Origin of the sequence: Enterobacter sp. MGH 24 (genome assembly GCF_000493015.1) — a bacterium.
Lineage (GTDB): Bacteria > Pseudomonadota > Gammaproteobacteria > Enterobacterales > Enterobacteriaceae > Enterobacter.
The window spans coordinates 4,454,415-4,474,457 of sequence record NZ_KI535657.1 but is presented as its reverse complement, the minus strand read 5'-3'; the positions used below and the strand labels follow the sequence as shown (position 1 = coordinate 4,474,457).

At 55.0% G+C, this 20,043-nt stretch carries 18 protein-coding genes; 17 read left to right on the top strand and 1 reads right to left on the bottom strand.

Annotated features, from left to right (window positions below):
* Window positions 1-220: 220 nt before the first annotated feature.
* From udk to asmA, 3 genes are all read left to right on the top strand, one after another.
* Complete coding sequence (gene udk, locus L370_RS01115; protein ID WP_008500855.1) at window positions 221-862, top strand: uridine kinase; 642 nt, start codon at window positions 221-223, stop codon at window positions 860-862.
* Window positions 863-953: 91 nt separating this feature from the next.
* Window positions 954-1,535 (top strand): dCTP deaminase, encoded by a 582-nt coding sequence (gene dcd, locus L370_RS01120; protein ID WP_023312408.1) that lies wholly within the window; start codon window positions 954-956, stop codon window positions 1,533-1,535.
* A gap of 22 nt (window positions 1,536-1,557) precedes the next feature.
* Window positions 1,558-3,411 carry an outer membrane assembly protein AsmA gene (asmA, locus tag L370_RS01125; protein ID WP_023336280.1) on the top strand — a complete coding sequence of 618 codons (1,854 nt, stop codon included), beginning with the start codon at window positions 1,558-1,560 and terminating at the stop codon, window positions 3,409-3,411.
* A gap of 127 nt (window positions 3,412-3,538) precedes the next feature.
* Here asmA and L370_RS01130 read toward each other — a convergent pair whose 3' ends face one another.
* A complete protein-coding gene (locus L370_RS01130; protein WP_023336279.1) occupies window positions 3,539-5,122 on the bottom strand; it encodes a TerC family protein in 1,584 nt (527 codons plus the stop codon).
* A gap of 692 nt (window positions 5,123-5,814) precedes the next feature.
* Here L370_RS01130 and L370_RS01135 point away from each other — a divergent pair.
* The 14 genes from L370_RS01135 to cpsB all read left to right on the top strand — a co-directional run bounded on the left by L370_RS01135 (window position 5,815) and on the right by cpsB (window position 20,043).
* Window positions 5,815-6,951 (top strand): polysaccharide export protein, encoded by a 1,137-nt coding sequence (locus tag L370_RS01135; RefSeq protein ID WP_023336278.1) that lies wholly within the window; start codon window positions 5,815-5,817, stop codon window positions 6,949-6,951.
* A gap of 6 nt (window positions 6,952-6,957) precedes the next feature.
* Window positions 6,958-7,401 carry a low molecular weight protein-tyrosine-phosphatase Wzb gene (gene wzb, locus L370_RS01140; protein WP_023312405.1) on the top strand — a complete coding sequence of 148 codons (444 nt, stop codon included), beginning with the start codon at window positions 6,958-6,960 and terminating at the stop codon, window positions 7,399-7,401.
* A gap of 2 nt (window positions 7,402-7,403) precedes the next feature.
* Window positions 7,404-9,566, top strand: a complete 2,163-nt coding sequence (gene wzc / locus L370_RS01145; protein ID WP_023336277.1) for a tyrosine-protein kinase Wzc — start codon at window positions 7,404-7,406, stop codon at window positions 9,564-9,566.
* 151 nt (window positions 9,567-9,717) lie between these two features.
* Window positions 9,718-10,560, top strand: coding sequence for a colanic acid biosynthesis glycosyltransferase WcaA (gene wcaA / locus L370_RS01150; protein ID WP_023336276.1), 843 nt, complete (start codon window positions 9,718-9,720; stop codon window positions 10,558-10,560).
* A complete protein-coding gene (wcaB, locus tag L370_RS01155; protein ID WP_023312402.1) occupies window positions 10,560-11,051 on the top strand; it encodes a colanic acid biosynthesis acetyltransferase WcaB in 492 nt (163 codons plus the stop codon). Before wcaA ends, wcaB begins: the two co-directional genes overlap by 1 nt.
* Window positions 11,048-12,265 (top strand): colanic acid biosynthesis glycosyltransferase WcaC, encoded by a 1,218-nt coding sequence (gene wcaC / locus L370_RS01160; protein WP_023336275.1) that lies wholly within the window; start codon window positions 11,048-11,050, stop codon window positions 12,263-12,265. The genes wcaB and wcaC overlap by 4 nt, the downstream gene beginning before the upstream one ends.
* A complete protein-coding gene (gene wcaD / locus L370_RS01165) occupies window positions 12,240-13,460 on the top strand; it encodes a colanic acid polymerase WcaD (protein WP_023336274.1) in 1,221 nt (406 codons plus the stop codon). Before wcaC ends, wcaD begins: the two co-directional genes overlap by 26 nt.
* A 16-nt stretch (window positions 13,461-13,476) precedes the next feature.
* Window positions 13,477-14,223, top strand: coding sequence for a colanic acid biosynthesis glycosyltransferase WcaE (gene wcaE / locus L370_RS01170; protein WP_023336273.1), 747 nt, complete (start codon window positions 13,477-13,479; stop codon window positions 14,221-14,223).
* 15 nt (window positions 14,224-14,238) lie between these two features.
* A complete protein-coding gene (gene wcaF, locus L370_RS01175; RefSeq protein WP_023336272.1) occupies window positions 14,239-14,787 on the top strand; it encodes a colanic acid biosynthesis acetyltransferase WcaF in 549 nt (182 codons plus the stop codon).
* A 24-nt stretch (window positions 14,788-14,811) separates the two neighbouring features.
* The gene (gmd, locus tag L370_RS01180) at window positions 14,812-15,933 is read left to right on the top strand and encodes a GDP-mannose 4,6-dehydratase (protein WP_014884502.1); all 1,122 of its coding nucleotides are present in this window, start codon (window positions 14,812-14,814) and stop codon (window positions 15,931-15,933) included.
* Window positions 15,934-15,935: 2 nt separating this feature from the next.
* Window positions 15,936-16,901 (top strand): GDP-L-fucose synthase, encoded by a 966-nt coding sequence (locus tag L370_RS01185; RefSeq protein ID WP_023336271.1) that lies wholly within the window; start codon window positions 15,936-15,938, stop codon window positions 16,899-16,901.
* 2 nt (window positions 16,902-16,903) lie between these two features.
* Window positions 16,904-17,383 (top strand): GDP-mannose mannosyl hydrolase, encoded by a 480-nt coding sequence (locus L370_RS01190; RefSeq protein WP_023336270.1) that lies wholly within the window; start codon window positions 16,904-16,906, stop codon window positions 17,381-17,383.
* Window positions 17,380-18,603, top strand: a complete 1,224-nt coding sequence (gene wcaI / locus L370_RS01195) for a colanic acid biosynthesis fucosyltransferase WcaI (RefSeq protein WP_023336269.1) — start codon at window positions 17,380-17,382, stop codon at window positions 18,601-18,603. The genes L370_RS01190 and wcaI overlap by 4 nt, the downstream gene beginning before the upstream one ends.
* 3 nt (window positions 18,604-18,606) lie before the next feature.
* Window positions 18,607-20,043 carry a mannose-1-phosphate guanyltransferase gene (cpsB, locus tag L370_RS01200; RefSeq protein WP_023336268.1) on the top strand — a complete coding sequence of 479 codons (1,437 nt, stop codon included), beginning with the start codon at window positions 18,607-18,609 and terminating at the stop codon, window positions 20,041-20,043.

Below are 20,043 nucleotides of genomic sequence, written 5' to 3'. Positions count from 1 at the left end.
CGCAGTCTTATTAAATAGAGGCTACGTGAAAAAACGCGCGTAAACGCTGAAAAAACGTTCATTTAAATTTCACTCAGGGAATAAAGCGCCACTTTTCGGCCAGTCTCGCAGAACCTGTGCATTCGACTGGTATCACGCCCGCGAAATCCCTATAATTGCCGCGTTTGACGCTCCGGCGTCGTCCTTCCTTAACATCCAGGTTAATCAGGTCGCTAAATTTATGACTGATAAGTCTCATCAGTGCGTCATTATAGGCATCGCCGGCGCATCGGCTTCAGGTAAAAGTCTAATTGCCAGTACGCTTTATCGCGAACTGCGTGAACAAGTAGGTGATGAGCATATCGGCGTCATTCCCGAAGACAGCTATTACAAAGATCAATCCCATCTGTCGATGGAAGAACGCGTCAAAACCAACTATGACCACCCTAATGCGATGGATCACAGCTTGCTGTTCCAGCATTTAGAAGCGCTTAAGAGCGGCCAGGCGATCGAACTGCCCGTTTACAGTTACGTAGAACACACCCGCACCCAGGAAACCATCCGCATCGAGCCGAAAAAGGTCATTATCCTCGAAGGCATCCTGCTGCTGACCGACGCTCGCCTGCGTGAATCCATGAACTTCTCGATTTTCGTTGATACCCCGCTGGATATCTGCCTGATGCGCCGCATCAAGCGTGACGTGAATGAACGTGGCCGTTCGATGGACTCCGTCATGGCGCAATACCAGAAAACGGTCCGCCCGATGTTCCTGCAGTTTATTGAACCCTCCAAACAATACGCCGATATCATCGTGCCGCGCGGAGGTAAAAATCGCATTGCTATTGATATCTTAAAAGCGAAAATCAGCCAGTTTTTTGAATAAGCCGCGTGAATTGTGTACCGTTCAGAGATAACCTGGTTTTACCCTGAGCGCTTACCGCCTCAGGGTACGATGCATGAAAGGAGAAAGTGCCGTGCGTCTTTGCGATCGCGATATAGAAGCCTGGCTGGATGAAGGCCGTTTGTCTATTACCCCACGTCCACCTGTTGAGCGTATCAATGGTGTGACCGTTGATGTACGGTTAGGCAATAAATTCCGCACCTTTAGCGGTCATACTGCACCGTTCATTGACCTTAGCGGGCCGAAGGACGAAGTCAGCGCCGCGCTCGATCGCGTGATGAGTGACGAAATCGTTATCGACGAGGGCGAAGCTTTTTATCTGCATCCAGGTGAACTGGCCCTCGCGGTGACGTTTGAATCCGTCACCCTGCCTCCTGACCTGGTCGGCTGGCTTGATGGTCGTTCTTCGCTGGCGCGACTGGGGCTGATGGTGCACGTAACCGCGCACCGTATCGATCCAGGCTGGTCGGGGCGTATCGTGCTGGAGTTCTTCAATGCCGGTAAATTGCCGCTGGCGCTGCGTCCGGGCATGATGATCGGCGCGTTGAGCTTTGAACCGCTGTCAGGCCCGGCAGATCGTCCTTATAACCGTCGGCAGGACGCAAAATATCGCGACCAGCAGGGCGCGGTTGCCAGCCGTATTGATAAAGACTGATCGTTAGTCCATTGAGGATGCCATGAGAAGAGTTCTGACAACGCTGATGATTTTGCTGGTGGTGCTGGTGGCCGGCCTTTCGGCGTTGGTTCTGCTGGTTAACCCCAACGATTTCCGCGCTTACATGGTGCGGCAGGTCGAAGCACGCAGTGGTTATCAACTGAAGCTTGACGGGCCGCTGCGCTGGCACGTCTGGCCGCAGCTCAGCATTCTCTCTGGCCGCATGTCGCTTACGGCGCCAGGGGCATCCCAGCCGCTGGTGTCCGCAGACAACATGCGCCTTGATGTGGCACTGATCCCGCTCATTTCCCATCAGCTGCAGGTTACGCAGGTGATGCTGAAAGGTGCGGTGATTCAGCTTACCCCGCAAACCGAAGCCGTGCGAGATGCGAATGCCCCGGTTGCGCCGCGCGAAAATACCCTGCCTGATGAACCGTCTGATACAGGCTGGTCATTTGATATTGGCAAACTGAAAGTCGCCGATAGCGTGCTGGTTTTCCAGCATGAGCATGCAGAACAGGTGACTGTTCGCAACATTAACCTGCAGATGGAACAGGATGCTCACCATCTTGCGTCGGTGGAGTTTAGCGGACGCGTGAATCGCGATCAGCGCGATTTGACGCTGTCGCTGAATGCCAGCGTCAACGCCTCAGACTATCCACATCGGCTTACGGCTGACATCCAGCAGCTGGACTGGCAGCTGACGGGAGCCGATCTCCCCACTCAGGGGATCACCGGGCAGGGAACGCTTCAGGCCGTCTGGCGCGAAGAGCAAAAGCAGCTGGAGCTGGATAATCTCAACCTGCAGGCAAATGACAGTAGTCTGAAGGGGCAGGCGAGCGTCACGCTCGAAGAGAAGCCGAAGTGGGTACTGGATCTGCAGTTTGACAAGCTCAATCTGGAAAACCTGCTGCCACCGCTGCCAGCCGGCGCCACGGACAGCGATGCCACGCAGAAGGGGCAAAGCCAGGCAACGGTAGTATCACGTCCGGTTATCTCGTCTAATCTCGATCAGCCTGACTACAACGCCCTGCGCGGATTCACGGCGGATATTCTGCTGAAAGCCAATAGCCTGCGCTGGCGCGGTATTGATTTCACCGACGTGAGCAGCCAGATGTTTAACCATAACGGTTTGCTGGTGATCTCCGAACTGAGCGGTAAGATGGGCTCAGGGAACATCTCGCTGCCCGGCACGCTGGATGTCCGTAAAGACGTTGCCAGCGCCGCATTCCAGCCGCGTCTCGATAACGTTGAGATAGGCACCATCCTGAAAGCGTTTAACTATCCGATTGCCCTGACGGGGCAGTTGACGCTTGCGGGTGACTTCTCAGGCACGAAAATTGATGCCGATGCTTTCCGCCGCGAGTGGCAGGGGCAGGCGCATCTTGACCTGAAAAATTCCCGTATGGAAGGGCTTAACTTCCAGCAGCTGGTGCAGCAGGCAGTCGAGCGCAGCAGCGATGTGAAAGCCCAGGAAAACTACGACAGCGCCACGCGCCTCGACAGCTTCACCGCGGATCTGACGCTGGACAACGGACAGCTCTCTCTCGACGGAATGCAGGGCACCTCTTCACTGTTATCAATAACCGGTGAAGGTAAGCTGGATCTGGCGAAAGAGACGGCGGACACGCGCTTCAACGTGCGGGTACTTTCCGGCTGGCAGGGGGAGAGCAAGCTCATCGACTTCCTGAAGGAGACGCCGGTCCCGCTGACCGTATATGGCAAATGGCAGGCCCTGAATTATAGTCTGCAGGTGGATCAGATCCTGCGTAAGCATCTGCAGGATGAAGCGAAACGTCGGCTTAGCGGCTGGGCGGATCGTAATAAAGATTCACAGGACGGCAAGGATGTGAAGAAGCTGCTGGATAAGCTTTGATGCCTGCTGTGCCGGGTGGCGGCTTCGCCTTACCCGGCCTACAAAAGCCTGACGCCGTTGTGCCGGGTGGGCGGCCAACAAAAATCTGACGTCGTAGGCCGGGTAAGCGCAGCGCCACCCGGCTTTTTTACACCTCAAAATCCAGTTCTTCTTCATCCCGCAGCGGAATGAGCTGAACCTTCTGCACGCGATGGTTTTCAATCTGCAGCGTTTTGAGCAGATAGTCGCCCACCTGAACCTCTTCTCCCGGCTGTGGGATACGCTGCAAATACTCCATCAGCAGACCGGCAATAGTGTGATATTCCCGTTTTTCATCCAGCGGCAGCGGCACAAATTGTACCAGGTCTTCAAGCGGCATATGGCCGTTAGCCGTCCACGAACCGTCTGCGTTTTTCTGAATGTCATGGCGAGCGTCAATCTCATCCACCTCGTTTGGCAGATTACCAGCGATGGTTTCCATTACGTCGCTGAGCGTGACCAGCCCTTCCACCGAACCAAACTCATCCACCACAAAGGCAAAGTGGGTGCGGGCGTTGCGGAATTGCTCAAGGGCGGAAAGCAGCGGTAGCCCCTCCGGGAAAACCAACGGCTGGCGTACCAGGGCGCGCAGATTGAGCGCCTCGCCGTGCAGCTGCTGCTGGAGCAGGTCAATAACGTGCACCACGCCCAGCAGCTCCTCTTCCTCTTCACCGCCGGTCACCACCACTCGGGTATGCTGGTTTTTATCCAGCAGGGCGCGAATGTGCTCTTCCGGGGCCGTCAGGTCGATATGCTCAATGTCATGCCGTGAGGTCATGATGCTGCTGACCGTTCGCTGATTCAGATTGAGTACCCGCTCGATCATCCGTCGTTCCTGCGGGTCAAAGATCTGCCCGTCGCTGTGATCGGCCAGCATGGCGGAAGATTCTGCGTCCAGCTCCGCATCCTCTTTCTTACCGCTTAACAGGCGCATAACCGTGTCGGCCGTGCGCTGGCGCAGGGTCTGATTCGCGGACAGGAAGCGGCGGCGGTTAAATATCGCCAGCTGGTTAAGCGCTTCAATCATGACGGAGAAGCCGATGGCGGCGTACAGGTAGCCTTTCGGAATATGGAAGCCAAAACCGTCGGCCACCAGGCTAAAGCCAATCATCAGCAGGAAGCTCAGACAGAGGATCACGATGGTCGGGTGACTGTTCACAAAGCGGGTCAGCGCCTTGCTGGCCATCACCATTAGCGTGATGGCGATAATCACCGCCGCCATCATCACCGCAAGGTGGTCCACCATCCCGACGGCGGTGATCACCGAATCCAGAGAGAAGACCGCATCCAGCACCACGATTTGCGCCACGACAGGCCAGAATCTTGCTCCGCGGCGCTGGGTTGGGTTCTCGCTGTCTTTGCCCTCCAGCCGCTCATTGAGCTCCACCGTGGCTTTGAACAGCAGGAACAACCCGCCGAAGAGCATGATGAGATCGCGGGCGCTAAAACGTAGACCGTGAATGGAGAACAGAGGCTGAGTGAGCGTCACCAGCCAGGAGATAGAGGCCAGCAGCAGTAAGCGCATCACCATCGCCAGCAGCAGGCCCGTCACGCGCGCGCGGTCGCGCTGGGAAGGGGGCAGTTTTTCAGCGAGGATGGCGATAAAGACCAGATTATCAATCCCGAGCACTAACTCGATGACGACCAGCGTAACCAGCCCGGCCCAGATTGAGGGATCGGCAATCCATTCCATAGTAATAGCAATACCTTCTGTTATATGACGAATGTCACACTTCGATCATGGATAAAGCTGGGGGAAATTGCAATGCCAGGCTGAGATTTCTCTTAATACGATGGTTAAAAAAGAGAGCAATCTCAACAGGGTGTAAATAAGCGAAATACGTATATTTAATTACAAAGAGGGCACTTTAGGATATATCGCAGTTAATGGTTTTTAGCTTCTTTTTGTCAATATAAAGAAAATCCTAAAAGGTCAAAAATTTGCTCTTAATATTAATCTTAAAAACCGATATTAGGACAGTTGTCTCCTTGCCTGCTATTAGGTTAGCTGCAACAATTCTCCCAGCATCAAATGTTAAATCTCGGTGTTGCTATTATTGTTCGGTCTTCAGGGAAGGTTATTCATTATCCGTCAGGTTTCTCAAGCGACTGATATATTTCCTGAAGATCTTGCTCAAGAGGGTGTCTATCCATAACACATTGTTTAGTCAGTGGATTGGTAACTGAAAGCCAAGGGCGGTAGCGTGCCTGAAAGCGTGTGAATCAGCCTCGATTATTCTGTCAATAGCCAATGGATGAATAAGCTTTTTTTAGGACTGATGCCAGTTATATTTCTATTTGATTAACTGCATGCTGAAACCCAATACGACGCGAGCTTATTTAAATTGCACAGGATAATTACTCTGCCAAAGTGATAAATAATCAATGATGAAATCCAAAATGAAATTGATGCCATTATTGGTGTCTGTGACCTTGATGAGTGGTTGCACGGTCTTTCCCGGCAGCAATATGTCAACAATGGGTAAGGATGTGATCAAACAACAGGATGCCGATTTTGATCTCGACAAAATGGTGAATGTTTATCCACTTACGCCACGTCTGGTCGAACAATTACGCCCACGCCCAAATGTTGCCCAGCCGAATATGTCGCTGGACCAGGAAATTGCCTCCTACCAGTACCGCGTGGGGCCGGGTGACGTGATCAACGTGACCGTCTGGGACCACCCTGAACTGACGACGCCAGCGGGCCAGTACCGCAGCTCAAGCGACACCGGTAACTGGGTGCAGTCAGATGGCACCATGTTCTATCCCTACATTGGTAAAGTTCATGTTGCAGGGAAAACGCTTGCCGAGATCCGTAGTGATATTACCGGCCGCTTAGCGCAGTACATCGCCGATCCGCAGGTGGACGTTAATATCGCCGCATTCCGCTCGCAAAAAGCCTATATCTCCGGCCAGGTGAACAAATCCGGTCAGCAGGCCATCACCAACGTTCCTTTGACCGTACTGGATGCCATTAACGCCGCGGGAGGGTTAACCGACGGTGCCGACTGGCGCAACGTGGTGCTGACCCACAACGGGAAGGAGCAGCGCATTTCGCTGCAGGCGCTGATGCAAAACGGCGATCTGACCCAGAACCGCCTGCTCTATCCGGGCGACATTCTCTACGTGCCGCGCAACGACGATCTGAAAGTGTTCGTGATGGGTGAAGTGAAGAAACAGAGCACCCTCAAAATGGACTTCAGCGGTATGACCCTGACCGAAGCGCTGGGCAATGCGGAAGGCATCGACCTGACCTCGTCGAACGCCAGCGGTATCTTCGTTATCCGTCCGCTGAAAGGCGAGGGTACAAAAGGCAAGATTGCCAACATCTACCAGCTGGATATGTCCGATGCGACCTCTCTGGTGATGGCAACGGAGTTCCGTCTCCAGCCATACGATGTGGTGTATGTCACCACCGCGCCGGTTGCCCGCTGGAACCGTCTGATCAACCAGTTGCTGCCAACCATCAGTGGCGTTCGCTACATGACGGATACGGCGCGCGACATTCATACCTGGTAATCCGCGATGTTTAACAAAATTCTGGTGGTATGCGTGGGGAACATCTGCCGTTCCCCTACGGCTGAACGGTTGTTGAAACACTACCAGCCTGAACTGACCGTTGATTCGGCAGGGCTGGGTGCACTGGTCGGTAAAGGCGCCGATGAGCGCGCGACGAGCGTGGCGCGGGATCATCACCTTTCTCTCGATGGCCACGTGGCACGCCAGGTCACTGGCCGCATGTGCCGTGAGTATGACCTGATCCTGACGATGGAAAAACGCCATATTCATGCGCTGTGCGATATCGCTCCGGAGATGCGCGGCAAGGTGATGCTGTTTGGTCACTGGGACAATGAACGTGAAATCCCCGATCCGTATCGCAAAAGCCATGAGGCCTTTGAGGCGGTTTACACCTTACTTGACCAGTCTGCCCAACAGTGGGCGCAGGCACTGAAAGTTCAGCAGGGATAACAATGACAGAAAAAACAAGACCTTCTGCCGCCCCGACTTCGGGCAGTGATGAAATTGATATTGGGCGCCTGGTCGGCACTGTTGTAGAGGCAAAGTGGTGGGTGCTGGGCATTACCGCCGTGTTTGCCGCGGCGGCCGTCGTCTACACGCTGTTTGCCACCCCGATCTACAGCGCCGACGCGCTGGTGCAGATCGAGCAGAATACCGGCAACTCGCTGGTGCAGGACATTGGTTCCGCGCTGGCAAACAAACCGCCGGCATCCGACGCTGAAATTCAGCTTATTCAGTCACGTCTGGTGCTGGGTAAAACGGTTCACGATCTCGGGCTCGATATCTCCGTCACCAAAAATACCTTCCCAGTCTTTGGTGCCGGCTGGGATCGTCTGATGGGGCGCAGCAATGACACCGTAAAGGTTACTGACTTTGTGCTGCCGAAAGGGGCGGGGGATCAAACATTTACCCTGACGGTGCTTGGCCCGAAACAGTATCAGCTGACCAGCGATGCGGGCTTTAGCGCGCGCGGCGAAGTGGGGCAGATGCTGACCAAAGACGGCGTCAGCATGATGGTCAGCGCCATCAACGCTCAGGAGGGCGGTGAATTCACCGTCACCAAATTCTCCACGCTGGGGATGATCAACAATCTGCAAAACAACCTGACCGTCACCGAAAACGGTAAGGACACCGGCGTGCTGAGCATGACCTTTACCGGTGAAGATAAGGATCAAATCCGCGACATCCTGAACAGCATTACCCGCAACTATCTTGAGCAGAACGTTGAGCGTAAGTCGGCGGAAGCGGCGAAAAGCCTGGCCTTTCTCGCGAAACAGCTCCCGGAAGTGCGCGCCCATCTGGATGACGCTGAGAACAAGCTGAACGCCTATCGTCAGGATAAAGACTCCGTTGACCTGCCGCTGGAGGCGAAATCGGTCCTCGATTCGATGGTTAACATTGATGCGCAGCTCAACGAGCTGACCTTCAAAGAGGCGGAAATTTCTAAGCTTTATACCAAACGTCACCCGGCCTACCGTACGCTGCTGGAGAAACGCCGCACGCTGGAAGAAGAGAAGGCGAAGCTCAATGACCGCGTGACCGCGATGCCGAAAACGCAGCAGGAGATCGTGCGTCTGACCCGCGACGTGGAATCCGGACAGCAGGTTTACATGCAGCTGCTGAACAAGCAGCAGGAGCTGAAAATCACCGAAGCCAGTACCGTTGGTGACGTGCGCATCGTCGACCCGGCCATTACCCAGCCTGGCGTACTGAAGCCGAAGAAAGCGCTGATTATTCTCGGCAGCATTATTCTCGGCCTGATGCTCTCCATCGTGGGCGTGCTGCTGCGTTCCCTGTTCAACCGCGGTATCGAAAGCCCGCAGGCCCTGGAAGAGAGCGGTATCAACGTCTATGCCAGCATTCCGCTGTCCGAGTGGCAAAAATCCCGTGACAGCGTCAAAACCATCAAGGGCGTCAAGCGTTACAAACAGAGCCAGCTTCTGGCGGTGGGTAACCCGACCGACCTCGCTATCGAAGCGATCCGTAGCCTGCGTACCAGTCTGCACTTCGCCATGATGCAGGCCAAAAACAACGTCCTGATGTTAACCGGCGTCAGTCCGTCCATCGGTAAAACCTTCGTCTGCGCCAACCTGGCGGCGGTGGTCAGCCAGACCAACAAGCGCGTGCTGCTGATCGACTGCGATATGCGTAAGGGCTACACCCACGAACTGCTGGGTACCAACAACGTTAACGGTCTGTCGGAAATCCTGCTCGGCAAAGGTGAAATCAGCCAGAGCGCGAAACCTACAACGGTGCCGAAATTTGACCTGATCCCACGCGGTCAGGTGCCGCCTAACCCGTCCGAGCTGCTGATGAGCGAACGCTTCACCGAGCTGGTGGAGTGGGCGAGCAAAAACTACGACCTGGTGCTGATCGATACGCCGCCGATTCTGGCCGTGACCGACGCCGCCGTTGTTGGTCGCCACGCTGGCACCACGCTGATGGTGGCGCGTTACGCGGTCAACACCCTGAAAGAGGTGGAAACCAGCCTGAGCCGCTTCGAGCAGAACGGCATTGAGGTGAAAGGGGTGATCCTGAACTCCATCTTCCGCCGCGCGACCGGGTACCAGGATTACGGGTATTACGAGTACGAATATAAGTCTGACAGTAAATAAAAAAACACACCCCACACCCCTCACCCTAACCCTCTCCCCAAAGGGGAGAGGGGACTGTTCGGTGCTGGATTTGGGGGACGAACGTAATGATAACCACTGGCTGCCTTTCACCCTCTCCCCTTTGGGGAGAGGGCCGGGGTGAGGGGAAAAAATGACCACACAACGCCCTTTAGTTTCAATCTATATGCCGACATGGAATCGTCAGCAGCTGGCGATCCGCGCAATCAAATCCGTCCTGCGACAGGATTACGATAACTGGGAGCTGATCATCGTTGATGACTGCTCTTCCTCGTATGAACAGCTGCAAAAGTTTGTGACTGACCTCAACGACCCGCGGGTGGTCTATACGCATAACGCCATTAACTCCGGCGCTTGTGCGGTGCGTAACCAGGCGATTATGCAGGCCAAAGGGCAGTATCTGACCGGGATCGACGACGATGACGAATGGACGCCGAACCGCCTGTCTATCTTCCTGTCGCATAAAGAACAGCTGGTCACGCACGCTTTCCTGTACGCCAACGACTATGTCTGCCAGGGCGAGGTTTACTCGCAGCCCGCAAGTCTGCCGCTGTATCCGAAATCACTGTACTCTCGCCGCCTGTTCTACAAGCGCAACATTATTGGTAACCAGGTCTTCACCTGGGCGTGGCGATTCAAAGAGTGCCTGTTCGATACCGAACTCAAGGCCGCGCAGGATTACGATATCTTCCTGCGCATGGTGGTGGAATACGGCGAGCCGTGGAAAGTGGAAGAGGCCACGCAGATCCTGCACATCAACCACGGGGAGATGCAAATCACCTCCTCGCCGAAGAAGTTCTCCGGCTACTTCCATTTTTACCGCAAGCACAAGGACAAGTTTGACCGCGCCAGCCGTAAATATCAGCTCTTTACCCTCTATCAGATCCGCAATAAGCGCATGAACTGGCGCACGCTGCTGACGCTGCTGTCCGTGCGTAACGGCAAGCGCCTGGCTGATGGACTCCGGGGGAAATAATGTTTCTGGAAGATTGCCGCGCTAACAGCTGGAGCCTGCGTCCGTGCTGCATGGTTCTGGCGTACCGCATCGCGCACTTTTGCTCGGTGTGGCGTAAGAAAAACGTGCTGAACAATATCTGGGCGGCACCCGTGCTGGTGCTGTACCGCATCATCACCGAATGCTTTTTTGGCTATGAAATTCAGGCCGCTGCCACCATTGGCCGCCGCTTTACCATCCATCACGGCTATGCGGTGGTGATCAACAAGTTTGTGGTCGCCGGGGATGATTTCACCATTCGTCATGCGGTCACCATTGGCAACCGCGGGCCTGACAGCCTGGCCTGCCCGGTCATCGGCAATAACGTCGAGCTGGGGGCGAACGTGGTAATCATCGGTGACATTACGATTGGTAATAACGTCACGATTGGTGCTGGCAGCGTGGTGCTGGACAGCATTCCGGATAACGCGCTGGTGGTGGGAGAAAAAGCCCGCGTGAAGGTGATTAAATGAACATTCTGCAATTTAACGTACGCCTCGCAGAAGGCGGAGCGGCAGGCGTGGCCCTGGATCTACACCAGCGCGCGCTGCAAAAAGGACTTCAGTCTCGTTTTATTTACGGCTACGGCAAAGGCGGAAAGAAAAGCGTCAGCCACGATAACTTCCCGCAGGTGCACAAGCACACGCCGCGTCTGACCTCGATTGCCAATATTGCGCTGTTCCGCCTGTTTAACCGCGATCTGTTTGGCAACCTGAACAATCTTTACCGCACCGTGACGCGCACGACCGGCCCGGTTGTGCTGCATTTTCACGTGCTGCACAGCTACTGGCTGAATCTGGAAGAAGTGGTGGCGTTTTGCCAGAAGGTGCAGGCCCACAAGCCCGACACCCGCTTTGTCTGGACGTTGCACGATCACTGGAGCGTGACCGGCCGCTGCGCGTTTACCGACGGCTGCGAAGGCTGGAAAGATAACTGCCAGAAGTGCCCGACGTTAAGCAACTACCCGCCGGTGAAGGTGGATCGCGCGCATCAGCTGGTCGCCGGAAAGCGTCAGCTGTTCCGCGACATGCTCTCGCTCGGCTGTACGTTTATCTCCCCGAGCCAGCACGTGGCGGATGCCTTCAACAGCCTGTACGGGGCAGGGCGCTGTCAGATTATCAACAACGGCATCGACGTGGCGACGGAAGCCATTCTTGCCGATCTGACCCCGGTGGCCGAAACCGCGGGCAAACCGAAAATCGCTATCGTTGCGCATGACCTGCGTTACGACGGTAAAACCAACCAGCAGCTGGTGCGCGACATGATGGCGCTGGGTGACAAGATAGAGCTTCACACCTTCGGCAAGTTTTCACCGTTCGAAGGGGCCAACGTGGTGAACCACGGGTTTGAGACCGACAAGCGCAAGCTGATGAGCGCGCTGAATGAAATGGACGCCCTGGTGTTCAGCTCCCGCGTGGATAACTACCCGCTGATCCTCTGTGAAGCGCTCTCTATCGGCGTGCCGGTGATCGCCACCCACAGCGATGCGGCGCGTGAAGTGCTGGAGAAATCCGGCGGGAAAACCTTTGCGGAGCAGGAGGTTCTGCCGCTGGTACAGCTGCCGAAGGCGCAGATTGCTGAGAGCGTTTTTGGCACTGACCTGGAATCGTTCCGCAACCGCAGCCGCAAGGCCTACAGTGGACAACAGATGCTGGAGGAATATGTCTCGTTCTATCAGAATCTGTAGTTATCTGCTGCTGCCGCTGATCTACCTGCTGGTCAACGTCAAAATTGCCCAGCTCGGCGAAAGCTTCCCGATAACCATCGTGACCTTCTTGCCCGTTCTGCTTCTGCTGTATGTCGATAAAATCAACCTGAAGAAGCTGATGATAGCCTTAGGGTTGGGCACGGGCCTGACGCTGTTTAACTACATCTTTGGCCAGTCGCTGGATGCCAGTAAATACGTCACGTCGACCATGCTGTTTGTTTATATTGTCATTATTATCGGTATGGTCTGGAGTATTCGGTTTAAAACTATTTCTCCGCACAATTATCGGAAAATCCTTAGGTTCTTTTATATTGCCGTTACGCTAATTGTTATGCTTGCCGCGCTGGAGATGGCGCAAATTATTCTCACCGGCGGCAGCAGCCTGATGGAGATAATTTCGAAATATCTCATTTACAGTAACAGCTATGTATTGAACTTCATCAAGTTTGGCGGGAAGCGTACTACAGCCCTCTATTTTGAACCGGCGTTTTTCGCTCTGGCGTTAATCTCAATTTGGCTCAGCATCAAACAGTTTGGTATCAAAACTCCTAAGACCGATGCTATGATTCTTGCAGGAATTGTTCTGTCTGGATCGTTCTCAGGGGTAATGACATTTATCCTGTTTTACCTGCTGGAGTGGGCGTTCCAGTACCTGAACAAAGATGCGATTAAGAAAAAACTGCCGCTGGCGATTATCTCCCTGACGGTATTTATGATAGGCGTGATATTTGCCTTCCCGTACATCTCAGAACGTCTGGGTGATTTGGGAACGGAAGGGTCTTCGTCCTATTATCGCATCATTGGGCCGCTGGTGATGGTGGGTTATTCCTTAACCCATATTGATGGGGTAGTAAGATTCGGCTCACTTTACGAATATGTTGCATCATTCGGAATCTTTAACGGTGCGGATGTCGGTAAAACCATAGACAATGGTCTGTATCTGTTAATTATTTATTTTTCGTGGTTCGCCGTACTGTTGACCCTGTGGTATCTGTTTAAAGTTTTCAAAATGATGATTAACGCGTTTGGTGATAACCAAAACTTTCGCGTTCAGCTTTATCTGTTTACTCCGGTGTCGCTGTTTTTTACCGGGTCAATATTTAGCCCGGAATATGCTTTCTTGATTGTCTGTCCGTTTATTCTGCGCAAGGCGCTTAATATTACGAACGTATGACGAAATGAGGTGATTTATGTTTCTTAGCGTCATTACTGTCGCTTTTCGTAATTACGAAGGGGTGGTAAAAACCTGGCGCTCGCTGCGCAACCTGGCGCGCGATCCAAGCCTCACCTTTGAGTGGATTGTGGTCGACGGCGGCTCGAACGATGGCACGGCGGAGTTTCTGGAAAAACTCAACGCTGAGTTCAACTTACGCTACATCAGCGAGAAAGATAAAGGCATCTATGATGCGATGAATAAAGGCATCAACATGGCGCAAGGCCGTTATGCCATCTTCCTGAATTCGGGCGATATTTTCCATGATGACGTGACGCTGTTTGCCCGTCAGCTGGTTCGCCAGAAAGAGGACGCTATGTATATTGGCGATGCGCTGCTTGATTTTGGCGACGGACATAAAGTATGCCGCAGCGCGAAGCCAGGCTGGTATATCTACCACAGCTTACCGGCCAGCCATCAGGCCATTTTCTTCCCGGTAAATGGTCTGAAAAAACAGCCTTACGATTTGCAGTATAAAGTGTCTTCCGATTATGCGCTGGCAGCCAGCCTGTATAAATCAGGTTACCCGTTCCGTCGAATTAAAGGGCTGGTATCTGAATTCTCAATGGGCGGCGTGTCAACGTCGAATAATCTGGAATTGTGCCAGGATGCCAAAAATGTACAGCGTAAAATATTACGCGTGCCGGGGTTCTGGGCGGAATTGTCTTATTTATTACGCCTGCGTACCACAGGCAAAACGAAAACCTTATATAACAAAGCCTGAATATAAGGAAATGCAATGCAGGATTTAAAAGGTTTCTCCGTGCCGAAAGGCTTTCGGGGCGGGAACGGTATTAAGGTACAGCTGTGGTGGGCCGTTCAGGCAACATTATTTGCCTGGTCGCCGCAAATACTGTACCGCTGGCGTGCTTTTTTATTGCGCCTGTTTGGTGCAAAAATCGGAAAAAACGTAGTCATCCGACCTTCTGTGAAAATTACCTATCCGTGGAAATTAACGCTGGGGGATTACGCATGGGTCGGGGATGACGCGGTGTTATATACCCTGGGCGAAATTACGATTGGCGCAAATTCGGTGGTTTCACAGAAATGTTATTTGTGCACCGGCAGCCACGACTTTATGAGCCAGCATTTTGATATTACCGCTTCGCCTATTGCGATCGGTGAAAAATGCTGGCTGGCAACGGATGTTTTTGTTGCACCGGGTGTTTCTGTTGGCGATGGCACGGTAGTCGGTGCCCGCAGCAGCGTTTTTAAATCGCTACCGGCAAATAAAGTTTGCCGTGGCAACCCCGCAGTGGTGATACGCGAACGCGTTGAAACTGATTAAATTCATAAGTAGAGGAATATAAACATGTCTAAAGTCGCTCTCATCACCGGCGTTACCGGGCAGGATGGTTCTTACCTGGCAGAGTTCCTGCTGGAAAAAGGGTATGAAGTTCACGGTATTAAACGTCGTGCATCTTCTTTCAACACCGAACGTGTGGATCATATTTATCAGGATCCTCACGCGGCGAACCCGAAATTCCACCTGCACTACGGCGACCTGACCGATACCTCCAACCTGACCCGTATCCTGCAGGAAGTGCAGCCGGATGAAGTCTACAACCTGGGCGCGATGAGCCACGTAGCGGTCTCCTTCGAGTCCCCGGAATACACCGCTGACGTTGATGCCATGGGTACCCTGCGTCTGCTGGAAGCCATCCGCTTCCTCGGCCTTGAGAAGAAAACCCGCTTCTACCAGGCATCCACCTCTGAGCTGTACGGCCTGGTGCAGGAAATCCCACAGAAAGAGACGACGCCGTTCTACCCGCGCTCTCCGTATGCGGTAGCAAAACTGTACGCCTACTGGATCACCGTGAACTACCGTGAATCCTACGGCATGTACGCCTGTAACGGCATTCTGTTCAACCACGAATCTCCACGTCGCGGCGAAACCTTCGTAACCCGCAAAATCACTCGCGCTATCGCCAACATCGCGCAGGGTCTGGAGTCTTGCCTGCACCTCGGCAACATGGATTCCCTGCGTGACTGGGGCCATGCCAAAGACTACGTGAAAATGCAGTGGATGATGCTGCAGCAGGAACAGCCAGAAGACTTCGTGATTGCGACCGGCGTGCAGTACTCCGTGCGTCAGTTCGTTGAAATGGCGGCGGCACAGCTGGGCATCAAACTGCGCTTCGAAGGCACCGGCGTGGAAGAGAAAGGTATCGTTGTTTCTGTGACCGGCCACGACGCGCCGGGCGTGAAGCCAGGCGATGTCATTGTGCAGGTTGACCCGCGCTACTTCCGTCCTGCGGAAGTGGAAACCCTGCTGGGCGACCCAACCAAAGCGCACGAGAAGCTGGGCTGGAAACCAGAAATCACTCTGCAAGAGATGGTTTCCGAGATGGTAGCCAAAGATCTTGAAGCAGCGAAAAAACACTCCCTGCTCAAGTCTCATGGCTACGAGGTTGCCATCGCGCTGGAGTCCTGAGAATGACAAAACAACGTATTTTTGTCGCCGGTCATCGCGGAATGGTGGGTTCCGCGATTGTTCGCCAGCTGGAACAGCGCGGTGACGTCGAAGTGGTTGTCCGTTCGCGCGACGAGCTGAACCTGCTCGACAGCCGTGCGGTACAGGACTTCTTTGCTAACGAACGCATTGACCAGGTGTATCTGGCGGCGGCGAAGGTGGGCGGCATTGTCGCTAACAACACCTACCCAGCGGATTTCATCTACGAAAACATGATGATCGAGAGCAACATCATTCACGCGGCGCATCTGAACAACGTGAATAAGCTGCTGTTCCTCGGATCGTCCTGTATTTACCCGAAAATGGCGAAGCAGCCGATCGCCGAAAGCGAGCTGCTGCAGGGCACGCTGGAGGCCACCAACGAGCCGTACGCGATTGCCAAGATTGCCGGGATCAAGCTGTGCGAGTCCTACAACCGTCAGTACAACCGCGACTATCGTTCGGTGATGCCGACCAACCTGTACGGGCCGCACGACAACTTCCACCCGAGCAACTCGCACGTGATCCCGGCGCTGCTGCGTCGCTTCCACGAGGCGACCGCCGAGAACGCGCCGGACGTGGTGGTGTGGGGCAGCGGTACGCCGATGCGCGAGTTCCTGCACGTGGACGATATGGCTGCCGCCAGCATTCACGTGATGGAGCTGGATCGCGAGGTATGGCAGGAGAACACCGAGCCGATGCTGTCGCACATCAACGTGGGTACCGGCGTGGACTGCACCATTCGCGAGCTGGCGCAAACCATCGCGCAGGTAGTGGGCTACAAAGGCCGCGTGGTGTTTGACGCCACGAAACCGGACGGCACGCCGCGCAAGCTGCTGGACGTGACCCGTCTGCATCAGCTGGGCTGGTATCACGAGGTGTCACTGGAGCAGGGGCTGGCCAGTACCTACCAGTGGTTCCTGGAAAACCAGCACCGCTTCCGGGGGTAACGATGTTTTTAAGTCAGGAAGATTTTGCCACGGTAGTGCGTTCCACTCCGCTCATCTCAATTGATTTGATCGTGGAGAACGAACGCGGCGAGTTCTTGCTGGGGAAACGAACCAACCGTCCTGCACAGGGCTTCTGGTTCGTGCCCGGCGGGCGCGTGCAGAAGGATGAGACGCTGAGCGATGCGTTTGAGCGACTCACTCTGGCGGAACTGGGCCTGCAGCTGCCGATGGCAGCGGGCCAGTTTTACGGGGTCTGGCAGCACTTCTATGACGATAACTTTTCAGGCACCGGGTTCACCACGCACTACATCGTGCTGGGGTTCCGCCTGAAGGTGAGTGAGGCAGACCTGCGTCTGCCTGATTCTCAGCATGACGACTACCGCTGGCAGACGCCAGAGGCGCTGCTGGCCAGCGACAATGTGCACGACAACAGCCGTGCCTATTTCCTGGCCGATCGTCAGGCCGAGGTGCCGGGCATATGAAGATCCTCGTATACGGAATCAACTACTCGCCGGAATTAACCGGTATCGGGAAATATACCGGCGAGATGGTCGAGTGGATGGCGAGCCAGGGACATGACGTGCGGGTCATTACCGCGCCGCCGTACTACCCGGAGTGGAAAGTCGGGGAGCGCTACTCAAGCTGGCGCTACCGTCGCGAAGAGGGTGCAGCGACCGTCTGGCGCTGCCCGCTGTATGTGCCTAAGCAGCCCTCAACGCTGAAACGGTTACTTCATCTGGGCAGCTTTGCCCTGAGCAGCTTCTTCCCGCTGATGGCGCAGCGTCGCTGGAAGCCGGATCGCATCATCGGCGTGGTGCCGACGCTGTTTTGCACGCCGGGCATGCGCCTGCTGGGCAAACTCTCCGGCGCGCGCACCCTGCTGCACATTCAGGATTATGAAGTTGACGCCATGCTGGGCCTGGGGATGGCAGGCAAAAGCAAAGGCGGCAAGGTGGCGAAGCTCGCCAGCGCCTTTGAGCGTAGCGGGCTGCACAACGTGGACTACGTCTCGACGATCTCGCGCTCGATGATGAACAAGGCGCAGGAAAAGGGCGTTCCGGCGGAAAAAGTGATCTTCTTCCCGAACTGGTCCGAAGTGGCGCGTTTTCGCGACGTGACGGAGCAGGACGCTCAGGCCCTGCGCGCGCAGCTCGGTTTGCCTGAAGATCAAAAAATCATTCTTTACTCAGGCAACATCGGCGAAAAGCAGGGGCTGGAGAGCGTGATTGAAGCGGCCCAGCTGCTGAACGAACATCCGTGGACGTTTGTGATTGTCGGGCAGGGCGGTGGAAAGGCGCGGCTGGAAAAAATGGCCGGCGAACGCGGTCTGACCAACGTGAAATTTTTCCCGCTTCAGTCTTACGAGGCATTGCCTGCGCTGCTGAAGATGGGCGACTGCCATCTGGTAGTGCAAAAACGCGGCGCCGCAGATGCGGTGCTGCCGTCCAAGCTGACCAACATTCTGGCGGTGGGCGGCAACGCGGTGATTACGGCAGAAGCCGAAACAGAATTAGGCCAGCTGTGCGACAGCTATCCGGGAATTGCCGTGTGCGTGGAGCCGGAATCGGTCCCGGCGCTGGTGACCGGAATTGAACAGGCGCTTGCCATGCCAAAAGTGAACACGGTGGCACGTGAATATGCCGAACGCACGCTCGAGAAAGAGAACGTGCTGAGCCAATTTATTGCAGATATACGGGGATAAATCATGAGTCAAACCACTTTGTATCCGGTTGTGATGGCTGGTGGCTCTGGTAGCCGGTTGTGGCCGCTGTCCCGCGTGCTCTATCCAAAACAGTTCCTCTGCCTGAAAGGGGATCTCACCATGCTGCAGACGACGGTAAACCGTCTGCACGGCGTGGAGTGTGAAAGCCCGGTGGTGATTTGTAACGAACAGCACCGCTTTATTGTTGCCGAGCAGCTGCGCCAGCTGAACAAACTTACCGAAAACATCATCCTGGAGCCTGCCGGACGCAATACCGCGCCCGCGATCGCCCTGGCGGCGCTGGCGGCAAAACGCAGCAGCCCGGACTGTGACCCGCTGATGCTGGTCCTGGCGGCAGACCACGTTATCCAGCAGGAAGACGCCTTCCGCGACGCGGTGCGTGCGGCCATTCCTTACGCCGAGAGCGGCAAGCTGGTGACCTTCGGCATCGTGCCGGATCTGCCAGAAACCGGCTATGGCTATATTCGCCGCGGCAGCGTGACGCCGGGTGAAGGCGACAGCGTGGCGTTTGACGTGGCGCAGTTTGTTGAAAAACCGAATCTGGAAACCGCGCAGGCGTATGTCGCCAGCGGTGAGTATTACTGGAACAGCGGGATGTTCCTGTTCCGCGCCGGACGCTACCTGGAAGAGCTGCGCAAATACCGCCCGGATATTCTGAACGCCTGCGAGAAAGCGATGGCGGTGGTGGACCCGGATCTCGACTTCATCCGCGTGGATGAAGAGGCGTTCCTCGCCTGCCCGGAAGAGTCCATTGACTACGCGGTGATGGAACGTACGGCGGATGCCGTCGTGGTACCGATGGATGCGGGCTGGAGCGATGTCGGCTCCTGGTCCTCCCTGTGGGAGATCAGCGCCCATACCCCGGAGGGTAACGTCCATCACGGTGATGTGATTAGCCACAAAACGGAAAACAGCTACGTTTACGCCGAATCTGGCCTGGTGACCACGGTCGGGGTGAAGGACCTGGTAGTTGTCCAGACCAAGGACGCCGTGCTGATTGCCGACCGTAACGCCGTGCAGGACGTTAAAAAAGTGGTGGAGCAGATCAAGGCCGATGGCCGTCACGAGCACCATATTCACCGTGAAGTCTACCGTCCGTGGGGGAAATATGACTCCATCGACTCCGGTGACCGCTACCAGGTCAAACGCATCACCGTTAAGCCGGGCGAGGGGTTGTCGGTGCAGATGCACCATCACCGCGCCGAGCACTGGGTGGTGGTCGCGGGTACCGCTAAAGTGACCATCGACGGTGAAGTCAAACTGCTGGGTGAAAACGAATCCATTTATATTCCGCTGGGGGCGACGCACTGTCTGGAGAACCCGGGGAAAATTCCTCTCGACTTGATTGAGGTGCGCTCCGGCTCGTATCTGGAAGAAGACGATATCGTGCGCTTCCAGGACCGCTACGGGCGGGTATAG

Bases quoted from the DNA above. Each gene is read 5' to 3' on its own strand.
- wcaD (WP_023336274.1), top strand. From the start codon at position 12,240: ATGTCTCGTTCTATCAGAATCTGTAGTTATCTGCTGCTGCCGCTGATC.
- wcaI (WP_023336269.1), top strand. From the start codon at position 17,380: ATGAAGATCCTCGTATACGGAATCAACTACTCGCCGGAATTAACCGGT.
- L370_RS01135 (WP_023336278.1), top strand. From the start codon at position 5,815: ATGATGAAATCCAAAATGAAATTGATGCCATTATTGGTGTCTGTGACC.
- wcaF (WP_023336272.1), top strand. From the start codon at position 14,239: ATGCAGGATTTAAAAGGTTTCTCCGTGCCGAAAGGCTTTCGGGGCGGG.
- asmA (WP_023336280.1), top strand. From the start codon at position 1,558: ATGAGAAGAGTTCTGACAACGCTGATGATTTTGCTGGTGGTGCTGGTG.
- wcaB (WP_023312402.1), top strand. From the start codon at position 10,560: ATGTTTCTGGAAGATTGCCGCGCTAACAGCTGGAGCCTGCGTCCGTGC.
- wzc (WP_023336277.1), top strand. From the start codon at position 7,404: ATGACAGAAAAAACAAGACCTTCTGCCGCCCCGACTTCGGGCAGTGAT.
- wcaC (WP_023336275.1), top strand. From the start codon at position 11,048: ATGAACATTCTGCAATTTAACGTACGCCTCGCAGAAGGCGGAGCGGCA.
- wcaE (WP_023336273.1), top strand. From the start codon at position 13,477: ATGTTTCTTAGCGTCATTACTGTCGCTTTTCGTAATTACGAAGGGGTG.
- wcaA (WP_023336276.1), top strand. From the start codon at position 9,718: ATGACCACACAACGCCCTTTAGTTTCAATCTATATGCCGACATGGAAT.
- L370_RS01190 (WP_023336270.1), top strand. From the start codon at position 16,904: ATGTTTTTAAGTCAGGAAGATTTTGCCACGGTAGTGCGTTCCACTCCG.
- udk (WP_008500855.1), top strand. From the start codon at position 221: ATGACTGATAAGTCTCATCAGTGCGTCATTATAGGCATCGCCGGCGCA.
- L370_RS01130 (WP_023336279.1), bottom strand. From the start codon at position 5,122: ATGGAATGGATTGCCGATCCCTCAATCTGGGCCGGGCTGGTTACGCTG.
- wzb (WP_023312405.1), top strand. From the start codon at position 6,958: ATGTTTAACAAAATTCTGGTGGTATGCGTGGGGAACATCTGCCGTTCC.
- cpsB (WP_023336268.1), top strand. From the start codon at position 18,607: ATGAGTCAAACCACTTTGTATCCGGTTGTGATGGCTGGTGGCTCTGGT.
- L370_RS01185 (WP_023336271.1), top strand. From the start codon at position 15,936: ATGACAAAACAACGTATTTTTGTCGCCGGTCATCGCGGAATGGTGGGT.
- gmd (WP_014884502.1), top strand. From the start codon at position 14,812: ATGTCTAAAGTCGCTCTCATCACCGGCGTTACCGGGCAGGATGGTTCT.